We start from the raw sequence: 8998 nt of genomic DNA, 5'->3' as shown, positions 1-8998 counted from the left end.
CCACCGTCCCCGGCGACCCCGTACCCGTACCGCACCCCGCCGACCAGCCGCCCGACAGCCGTCACCTCGTGCCGGTGCAGCAGATGCAGCAGCACGGCCCGCTCCTCCAGCTCCCCGGTCTGCCGGTCGGGCGGCAGCACACCGCGCGAGAACCCGGCGAGCGCGATCCGCCGCACCCGCAGGATGTGCTCCAGCGCGGGCAGCGCGTCCCCGGCGGTCACCCACGGCACCCCGTCGGCATGCGCGGCACCGGGCCCGTGCCCGTCCTCGTCGGTGACGTACGCGAGATGCCGGAACTCCTCCCGTAGCTCGGCGAGTTGCGCGTCCGACAGGTCGCCGTACGCGTGCCGCACGAGGAAGTGGTCCCAGGGCCCGAGACCGACCGCGTACGCGTTCCCCAGCTCCAGGGTCCCGTCCGCGTTCACGCCGATACGGGCGTGCGGATAGTCCATCACCGACGGACGGACGTGCGTCGTACTGGCGTAGTTGTGCATGAACCCGAGCGCGTGCCCGATCTCGTGCGCGGCGAGCTGCCGGATGCGCGCGAGCACCAACTCCTCGACGGCGGCGAGCCGTTCGGCCTCGTCGGGACGTCCGTACGGCGCGAGGAGCGCCTCACCGAGGGCCCGTACCTGCTCGACCCGCTGCGACCCGAGCCGCACCCGCGCGTGCAGCACCTCCCCGGTGCGCGGATCGGTGAGCCCCTGCCCGAGCGACCACCCGCGCCCGGCCCGGTGCACCCACACGACGCCGTTCACACCGGGCTCGTACGGGTCGAAGTCCGCGCCGCCGGCCTCCACCCGGTACGCCTCGGGCAGCCCGATCGCGGCGAACCCCTCCCGCCACCAGTTCCCGCCCTCGACGACCGCCGACCGCAGCGGCTCCGGCACGGCGGGGTCGACCTGGAACACGACCGCCGCGGCCCCGTCCCCGACCCGGAACCGGGGCTGGACCTTCACCTGCCGCCCACCGAGCCCGTGATCGACGTACCCGACGCCGTATCCGCCGGACGCGGGGTGGTAACTCCGCGCGGGCATCGGCGCGTCGGGCAGCGGGACGAGGTTGAGCTGCTGGACGACGCTGAGCGCGCGCGGATCGGCGGCGACCGCGCGCACGGCCGCACCCCGGCCGGGCCCCCGGAACGTCAGCAGCGCCGGCAGCCGCACACCGCGCGGCGACGCGGACGCGGCCAGCGCGACGCTGGTCGGCTCGTCGAGGACGTACTCGCCCTGCCCCTGCTCGGCGAGATGCCCGGCGACCCGGTCGTGGTCGTACAGCGCGAGCCCCGTCGCGTCCACGACGACCAGCCCGCCCTCCTTGAGTCGCCGGATGACCCGCTCCTGCGGCGCGAGGGCGAACGACGCGACCCGCACCCCCTCCCGCACCAGCAACTCCCCGCGCTCCAGGACATCCGGCGCGTCCCCGCGCAGATTCACCCCGAACGGCGCGTCGGTCCGCTCGCGCACCGCGCGGATCGCGTCCCGGGTCTCCGCCAGAGTGAGTGTCGCGCCGGCGAGGATCCCGAGCCCCCCGGCAGCCGCCGTGGCCGCCGTCAGCTCGGGCCCGCTGACGTACCCCATCCCGGTCTGGACGATCGGATGCCGCACCCCGACCAGATCGCACAGCGGCGTGTGCAGTGCCACAACGGGCCCTCCTCTCAGGCGTGTTGACTGCTGACGGAGACGACTTCACCGGTCATGTACGACGCGTAGCCGCTCGCGAGGAACACCACCACGTTGGCCACCTCCCACGGCTCGGCCGCCCGCCCGAACGCCTCGCGGCTCGTCAACTCGTCCAGCAGTTCCGCACTGGTGACCTTCTCCAGGAACGGGTGCAGCGCGAGGCTCGGCGACACCGCGTTGACCCGGATGCCGTGCCCGGCGAGGTCCAGCGCCGCGCACCGCGTCAGTGCCATCACCCCGGCCTTCGCGGCGGCGTAGTGCGCCTGCCCCTCCTGCGCCCGCCACCCCACCACCGACGCGTTGTTGACGATCACCCCGCGCCGCCCGTCCCGCACCATCCGCCGCCCCGCAGCCCGCACGCAGCGGAACGTCCCGGTGAGCGTGATGTCCAGCACCCGCCCCCACTCGGCGTCGCTCATCTCCAGCACCGAACGCGTCCCGCCGAGCCCCGCGTTGTTGACCATCACATCGACGCCGCCGAACGAGTCGGCCACATCGAGGAGTTCCTCGACCTGTTCCTCAACGGTCACATCGCATACGGCCGTTGCGACCCGGTCCGCGCCGAACTCCTTCTCCAGCGCCGCGTGCGCCTCGGCGAGCCGCCGCTCGTGGACGTCCCCGAACACCACGGCACGCGCGCCCTCTTCGAGGCTCCGCCGCACGACCGCCGAGCCGATCCCCGCCCCGGCGGCGGCCGTGACGACCACCGTCTTCCCTGCGAGCAACTCATGGCCGGGAACGTACTCGGGCAGGTCCATCAGCCCCCCTGCTTGTCCGGAGCCGGAACGGCGATTTACCGTAACCCACCAAGCACTTGTTTGGTAGGGAACGGGTCGACGCCGAAACCCCGAGAGGGTCACCATGGCTGACAAGACAGTGCGGTTGGCGGACTTCGCCGGAGTCGTCGAGTCCGGCATGACGATCGGCATCGGCGGCTGGGGCTCGCGCCGCAAACCCATGGCGCTGATCCGGGAGATCCTGCGCGGCGACGCCCGGGACCTGACCGTCGTCACCTTCGGCGGCCCCGACGCCGGACTGCTCTGCGCGGCGGGGCGAGTCCGCAGACTGGTCTACGGATTCGTCTCGCTGGACTCCATCGCCCTCGACCCGCACTTCCGTGCCGCCCGCGAACGCGGTGAGATCGAGACCGCCGAGTACGACGAGGGGATGGTCGTCACGGGACTGCGCGCTGCGGCCAGCCGGCTGTCGTTCCTGCCGACGCGGGCCGGGCTCGGCTCGGACGTCCTGACCATGAACCCGGACCTCAGGACCGTCAACTCCCCTTACACGGGCGAGGAGTACGTGGCGATGAAGGCGCTCCCGCTGGATGTCGCCCTGATCCACATGAACCGCGCCGACCCGGCCGGGAACGCGCAGTACCTGGGCCCCGACCCGTACTTCGACGACCTGTTCGCCCGCGCCGCCGACCGCTGCTATGTCAGCGCCGAACGTGTCGTCCCCGACCTCCTCGCCGAAGGCCCCGCCCAGACCCTGCTGTTGAGCCGCATCTTCGTGACCGGCGTGATCGAGACGCCGAACGGCGCGCATTTCACCTCCTGCGTGCCGGACCACCCGCGCGACGAGGCGTTCCAGGCCCACTACGCGGCCTCCGCCAAGGACCCCGGCTCCTGGGAGCTGTTCCGCAAGCGGTTCCTGGACGGCGACGAGGACGCCTACCAGCAGGCCGTCACCGACTTCCACACGGATCTTCCCACCGAGGAGGGGCGATGATCACCCGCGCCGAAGTGTGCGCCGCCGCCTGCGCCGACACCTGGCAGGGCGCCGGTGAAGTCCTCGCGCACGCCGTCGGGCTGATCCCCGCGATCGGCGCCCGCCTGGCCCGGCTCACCACCAGCCCCGAACTCGTCCTGTCCGACGGCGAGGCGTACTGCATGAGCGAGCCGCCGCCGCTCGGGGGCACGGCCGCCGACGGGGGAGTCGTCGAGGGCTGGGTGCCCTTCGGCCGGATCTTCGAACTCCTGGAGAGCGGACGGCGCCAGAGCATGATGGGCGCCAGCCAGATCGACCGCTACGGCAACCAGAACATCTCCCTCGTCGGCGACTGGCGCCGCCCCGCACGGCAGTTGATCGGCGTGCGCGGCGCCCCCGGCAACACCGCCAACCACCGTACGGACTACTGGGTCGCCCGGCACTCGCCGAAGGTGTTCGTGGAGAAGGTCGACCTCGTGTGCGGCGTCGGCAACGACCGTGCCCAGAAACTGACGTTCCATCACCTCGGCGTCGTCGTCACCGACTTGGCCGTCCTCGACTACGGCGGCGACGGGCGGCTGCGCATCCGCTCCGTGCACCCCGGCGTCACCGTCGACGACGTCCGCGCCCGCACCGGGTTCGACCTCGACGCGACCGGCGTCACCGAGACCCGGCTCCCCGACCCGGCCGAACTGCGCCTGATCCGCGAGGAGATCGACCCCCGGGGCCTGCGCGACCGGGAGGTCCCCGTCACTCCGTGACCAGACCCCCGTACAGGATTCTCAAGTACTGCTCGGAGACCGCCTCGTGGCGGAACCGGCCGCGCGGGCGGTACCAGCGGACCGAGCACCACACCGTGTCGCGGATGAACCGGTAGGTGAGACGCGCGTCGACGTCCGCGCGGAACGCCCCCGACTCCTGCCCGGCGGTGATGGCCCGCAGCCAGATCTTCTCGATCTTGCGGCCCCACTGCTCGACGTACGCGAACCGGGGCTGGCCGGTCAGGGAGGCGGACTCGTTCTGGTAGAGGGCGACCGCCTCCGGCGTCTCGTGTATGACGGCGAAGGAGTGCTGGACGAGCTGGTCCAGGACCCGGCGCGGGTCACGCTCCGCCTCCTCGATCGCCGCGAACCGCTCCAGCAGGCGGCCGAGGAAGTCGCGGAGGATCTCGTCGAGCATCTCCTCCTTCGACGCGAAGTGGTGGTACAGGCTGCCCGAGAGGATGCCCGCCTCATCGGCGATGTCCCGGACCGTGGTCTGCGTGTACCCGCGCGAGGCGAACAACGCGGCGGCGATCCCCAGGAGTTCGGCACGGCGGTCCGAACCGGCCTTCGGGGAACCGTTGTCGGCTGCCGTGCGGACGGGACGTCGTACCGCCATGTCGTTCGTTCCTTCCAGCCGCGCTCCGTGCGGCGCTCAGCATAGCGATCAAGCCCCGGCTCACGCGTTCGGCGTGTGCCGCAGGAAACCCGGCCACTCGCCGCCCCCGTCCACGTTCAGCACCGCCCCCGTCACATGCGCGGCCAGCGGCGACGCCAGCAGCACACACGCGCCCCCGACGTCCTGCGGTCGCGCGAACACGCCCCGCGGAATCGTCGCCGCGACCCGCGCGACCTGCTCCGCGTCGCCGTAGTGGTCCATCGACCCCGGCGTCTCGACCAGCCCGCAACTCACCGCGTTCACCCGCACCTTGGGCGCCCACTCCACCGCCAGCGACGCCGTCAGGCTCTCCAGCGCCGCCTTCGCCGCCCCGTACACCGCCGTCCCCGGACTCACCCGGCGCGCGCTGATCGAGGTCACGTTCAGGACGAGGCCCCCGTCCGCCATCACCGGGAACACCGAACGGCATACGTACACCGGCGCGAGGAAGTTGAGCTCCGTGACCTTGCGGTGGAAACCGGGGGAGGCGTCCGCGAAATCGGCGTACGGCGCGCCGCCCGCGTTGTTGACGGCGACGTCGACCCGGCCGTGCCGGCGGGCCACGTCCGCGATCCACCGATCGACCTGGTCCGGGTCGCGGACGTCCAGCCGGCTGAAGTGCGCGGGGAGTTCGGGCGGCTCGGTGCGGGCGCACACCTCGACGTGCGCGCCCGCCCTCAGGAACATCTCCGCGATCCCCGCCCCGACCCCGCGCGTTCCCCCGGTGACCAGGACGACCTTTCCCGACATGTCCAACTGGAGGGCCATGCCGACACAGTAGCCATGCCGACCAAGCAAACGCTAGGTTTGCTACGCCCGCATCAGCCCCGCCAGCAGCTCCTCCGGGATCGGCTTCGGCAGGAACCCCTGGAACTGCTTCAGCGGCATCGACCCGATCATCCGCAGCACGTCGTCCCCGACCATCCCGTCACCTCCCAGCGCCTCCCGCAGCGCCGGACCCGCCACCGCGTGGCCGAACCACTCGTCCACCGGCGAATCCAGCGTCAGCGGACGGGACCAGCCGTCCCCCGCCAACTCCAGGGCGGCCGAGGCCACCACCGTGTGCGCGTTCTCCCCGAGCTGCACCTCGTACCGCCCCGCCGTCACCGTCCAGTCCCCGCGCTCTATGTCCCAGAACGCGAACGCCCGCCGGTCCAGGGCCACTTCGACCCTCGTGCTCTCGCCGGGCGCCAGCGCGACCTTCGCGAACCCGCGCAGCTCACGCACGGGACTCGGCACCGGCCGGGGCGCCGGGGCGACGTAGATCTGGACGACGTGCTTGCCGTACCGGGCGCCGGTGTTGGTGACCGTCACCGACGCCGTCGCCGTGTCCGCGCCCGTCGGGGTCACCCGGAAGCCGGACTGCTCGAACGACGTGTAGCTCAGGCCGTGCCCGAAGGGGTGCCGGACGGCGACCTCGGCGGTCTCGTAGTACCGGTACCCGACCATCACGCCCTCGCCGTAGCGCACATGCCCTTGCCCGCCGGGGAAGTTGAGGTACGCCGGGGTGTCCTGGAGGCGGACCGGGATGGTTTCCGCGAGCCGTCCCGACGGGTTCACGCGGCCGGTGAGGACGTCCGCGATCGCGCCCCCGCCCGCCTGGCCCGGCAGCCACGCCTCGACGACGGCCTCGACCCCGTCGTACCAGCCCTCCAGGCTCACCACGCCGCCGTTCAGCAGGACGACCACCGTGCGCCGCGCGGCGGCGGCGACCGCGCGGATCAACTCGACCTGGTCGGCGGGGAGTTCGAGGTGCTCGCGGTCGAAGCCCTCGGACTCGTCCGCCTCGCGCAGGCCCGCGAAGACCACCGCGATGTCGGCGTCGGCGGCCTCGGCCGGGGAGTCGGTGAAGTCGACCCGGGCGTCCGGGAGCCCGGCGCGGAGTTCGTCGAGGGGGCTGTCGACCCGGGTGGCGTTGACGTGGGAGCTGCCGCCGCCCTGGTAGCGGAGGTGCCGCGCGAAGTCGCCGAGGACCGCGATACGGCCGGCCGCCGGGAGGGGGAGCGTGTCGCCGTCGTTCTTGAGGAGGACCAGGCAGTCGGCGGCCGTCTCGCGGGCGAACCGGTGCTGGGCGTCGTGGTCGACGGTGACCGGGGCGGACTCGGCGCGGACCCGGCGGACCAGGGAGCGGAGGCGGTCCAGGGCGGTGTCCACGACCGACTCGGCCAGCCGGCCGTCCCGTACCGCCCGCGCGACCTCCGCGTCCGAACGGCCGCCCGTGCCCGGCATCTCCAGGTCCGTGCCCGCGACCAGCGCGGCGACCCGGTCGGACACCGCGCCCCAGTCCGAGACCACGACACCGTCGTACCCCCACTCCCCGCGCAGGATCTCGGCCAGCAGGTGGTGGTTCTCGGTCGCGGGGACGCCGTTGACCTTGTTGTACGCGGCCATCACCGTCGCCGGGCGGGCCTCCTTCACGATCCGCTCGAACGCCGGGAGGTAGATCTCCCGCAGCGGGCGCTCGTCGACGTCCGCGCTCACCCGCATGCGGTCCGTCTCCTGGTTGTTCGCCGCGAAGTGCTTCACCGACGCGCCGACGCCCCGGCTCTGCACGCCGGTCACGTGCGCGGCGCCGAGGACGCCGCTGAGCAGCGGGTCCTCCGAGAAGTACTCGAAGTTGCGGCCGCACAGCGGGGAGCGCTTGATGTTCACGCCGGGGCCGAGCAGGACCTCCACGCCGAGCGCGCGGGCCTCCCGGCCCAGGGCCTCGCCGACCCGGCGCAGCAGCTCCGGGTCCCAGCTGGAGGCGAGGGCCACGGCCGGGGGGAAGCAGGTCGCCGGTTCGCTGTCGTAGACGGCGGTGGCCCCGCCGGTCTGCTTGCGGACGCCGTGCGGGCCGTCGCACAGGAGGAGGGAGGGCAGGCCGGCGTCGGGCACGTCGACCGTGGTCCACATGTCGTGGCCGGAGAGGAGGGAGGTCCTGGTGGCGAGGTCGAGGGGGGTCGTGTCGTCCATGGGCGGTCCTCACGGGGGTGCGGGCGCGGGTGAGGCCGACTCTAGGTTCAGAAAGCGAACGGCGCTAGGTATTCGCTGGGCCGTCGTGGGCTTCCGCGCCGTCGCCGGTTTGGCGGCACATGCGGTTGAACGCCTCGATCGTCTCCGCCATCTCGACGTCCGGGTTCAGCAGCCACTGCACCTGGAGGCCGTCCGAGAGCGCGATCAGCATCCGGGCCAGCTGTTCGGGGCGTACGTCCGTGCGCGTCTCGCCGCGTTCCTGGGCCTCGCGCAGCCCCGTCGCCAAGGAGCGCGTCAGCTCGTCGTAGCGGCGGGTGAAGAAGGAGTGCGCCGGGTGCGTGGGGTCCGAGGCGGCGGCGGAGAGGGTCACGAACAGGTCGACCAGTCCGCGATGGTCCGCGTTCCGGGCCGCCGTCGACGCGAGGACCTCGCCGGGGGAGGTGATACCGGCGGTCGCCCGGCCGCTCTGCGCGTCCCGCTCCTCCAGCGCCGCGACGAGAAGCTCCTCGCGCGAGCCGAAGTAGTGCAGGACACCCGCCTGGGACATGCCCACCCGGTCCGCGATCTCCTTCAGCGACGCACCGCGCTCGCCGTGGTCGCCGAACACCTCCAGAGCGGCCCGCAGGATCTGCTCCCGCCGCTCCAGCCCTTTGCGGTAGGGGCCCCGGGGTTTACGTGGTGTGGTCACCCGGCGACGGTACTTCACGGCTCCACCGGAGGGTTCGCCTCCCCTTCCAGGGGTATTCGCCGTATATGAGTACCGCATCCGTCATGCTGGCCGCCCCGAGCGGCCTGCTCAGCCTGGCGTTGTTCGCGGTCGGCGTGGCCGTGGTGGCCATGCTGATGGGTGCGTTCTGGCTGGGCGCCCGTATCAGGGACCGCGAGCCTCCGTGCCCGCGTCCCGAGGAACAGCCGCACCTCCCGCCGGAAGGCGCGGTTCACGAGATCCTGGAGAACCGGGAACCCGACGAGGTGCCGAAGGTCCCCAAGGGCGGTCACGCCCTCACTCCGTACGAACTCACCAACATGCAGACCAGGACCAGCGCGTCCCAGAAGCGGCGCAGGTGGACGCCGGGGTCCAGCGGATCCTTCGGGGGCGGCGGGCTGGGCGCGCACTGAACCGAACGGGCGCGGGGCCCGCCGTAGCAGGGCCGGGGTGAGGGCAGGGAGGCGAACCGACCTTCACCCCGGCTGCCGTACGACCTCAGCCGCCCCGGCTGCCGTACGACCTC

The 8998-nt window shown here is 72.6% G+C and carries 9 protein-coding genes and 1 pseudogene; 3 read left to right on the top strand and 7 right to left on the bottom strand.

Going from position 1 to position 8998, the window contains the following annotated elements:
* The 3 genes and pseudogenes from AOK24_RS51440 to AOK24_RS32980 form a co-directional block, all read right to left on the bottom strand.
* Nucleotides 1-1037 (bottom strand): zinc-dependent metalloprotease (locus AOK24_RS51440; RefSeq protein WP_240554239.1); only part of this gene is annotated, 1037 nt, incomplete at its 3' end.
* Between the two features lie 246 nt (nucleotides 1038-1283).
* A pseudogene (locus AOK24_RS51435) lies at nucleotides 1284-1637 on the bottom strand (nitronate monooxygenase); the annotation flags it as partial.
* Nucleotides 1638-1657: 20 nt separating this feature from the next.
* Complete coding sequence (locus AOK24_RS32980) at nucleotides 1658-2440, bottom strand: SDR family oxidoreductase (protein ID WP_055723691.1); 783 nt, start codon at nucleotides 2438-2440, stop codon at nucleotides 1658-1660.
* A 103-nt stretch (nucleotides 2441-2543) separates the two neighbouring features.
* Between AOK24_RS32980 and AOK24_RS32975 the strand changes: the two genes are divergently transcribed.
* Together AOK24_RS32975 and AOK24_RS32970 are read left to right on the top strand one after the other, a co-directional pair.
* Nucleotides 2544-3413: a CoA transferase subunit A gene (locus AOK24_RS32975; protein ID WP_055723690.1), complete on the top strand. Its 870-nt coding sequence runs from the start codon at nucleotides 2544-2546 to the stop codon at nucleotides 3411-3413.
* Nucleotides 3410-4153 (top strand): CoA-transferase subunit beta, encoded by a 744-nt coding sequence (locus AOK24_RS32970; protein WP_055723689.1) that lies wholly within the window; start codon nucleotides 3410-3412, stop codon nucleotides 4151-4153. Before AOK24_RS32975 ends, AOK24_RS32970 begins: the two co-directional genes overlap by 4 nt.
* On the opposite strand, the gene AOK24_RS32965 is transcribed toward AOK24_RS32970, so the two are convergent.
* From AOK24_RS32965 to AOK24_RS32950, 4 genes are all read right to left on the bottom strand, one after another.
* Nucleotides 4143-4772: a TetR/AcrR family transcriptional regulator gene (locus tag AOK24_RS32965; protein ID WP_055723688.1), complete on the bottom strand. Its 630-nt coding sequence runs from the start codon at nucleotides 4770-4772 to the stop codon at nucleotides 4143-4145. The genes AOK24_RS32970 and AOK24_RS32965 overlap by 11 nt on opposite strands.
* 60 nt (nucleotides 4773-4832) lie before the next feature.
* Nucleotides 4833-5579, bottom strand: a complete 747-nt coding sequence (locus AOK24_RS32960; protein ID WP_055723687.1) for an SDR family oxidoreductase — start codon at nucleotides 5577-5579, stop codon at nucleotides 4833-4835.
* A gap of 42 nt (nucleotides 5580-5621) precedes the next feature.
* On the bottom strand, nucleotides 5622-7766 hold the full coding sequence (locus AOK24_RS32955; protein WP_055723686.1) for a beta-glucosidase family protein: 2145 nt from the start codon (nucleotides 7764-7766) through the stop codon (nucleotides 5622-5624).
* Between the two features lie 64 nt (nucleotides 7767-7830).
* A complete protein-coding gene (locus AOK24_RS32950) occupies nucleotides 7831-8454 on the bottom strand; it encodes a TetR/AcrR family transcriptional regulator (RefSeq protein ID WP_055723693.1) in 624 nt (207 codons plus the stop codon).
* Nucleotides 8455-8519: 65 nt separating this feature from the next.
* Here AOK24_RS32950 and AOK24_RS32945 point away from each other — a divergent pair, with 65 nt between their 5' ends.
* A complete protein-coding gene (locus tag AOK24_RS32945; RefSeq protein WP_079057113.1) occupies nucleotides 8520-8885 on the top strand; it encodes a DUF6479 family protein in 366 nt (121 codons plus the stop codon).
* Nucleotides 8886-8998 lie beyond the last annotated feature (113 nt).

Source organism: Streptomyces niveiscabiei (genome assembly GCF_001419795.1).
GTDB lineage: Bacteria > Actinomycetota > Actinomycetes > Streptomycetales > Streptomycetaceae > Streptomyces > Streptomyces niveiscabiei.
This window is presented reverse-complemented; position numbering and strand designations above follow the sequence as displayed.

Coding starts and splice junctions, on each gene's coding strand:
- AOK24_RS32955 (WP_055723686.1), bottom strand. CDS start 7,766: ATGGACGACACGACCCCCCTCGACCTCGCCACCAGGACCTCCCTCCTC.
- AOK24_RS32970 (WP_055723689.1), top strand. CDS start 3,410: ATGATCACCCGCGCCGAAGTGTGCGCCGCCGCCTGCGCCGACACCTGG.
- AOK24_RS32975 (WP_055723690.1), top strand. CDS start 2,544: ATGGCTGACAAGACAGTGCGGTTGGCGGACTTCGCCGGAGTCGTCGAG.
- AOK24_RS32960 (WP_055723687.1), bottom strand. CDS start 5,579: ATGGCCCTCCAGTTGGACATGTCGGGAAAGGTCGTCCTGGTCACCGGG.
- AOK24_RS32965 (WP_055723688.1), bottom strand. CDS start 4,772: ATGGCGGTACGACGTCCCGTCCGCACGGCAGCCGACAACGGTTCCCCG.
- AOK24_RS32980 (WP_055723691.1), bottom strand. CDS start 2,440: ATGGACCTGCCCGAGTACGTTCCCGGCCATGAGTTGCTCGCAGGGAAG.
- AOK24_RS32945 (WP_079057113.1), top strand. CDS start 8,520: ATGAGTACCGCATCCGTCATGCTGGCCGCCCCGAGCGGCCTGCTCAGC.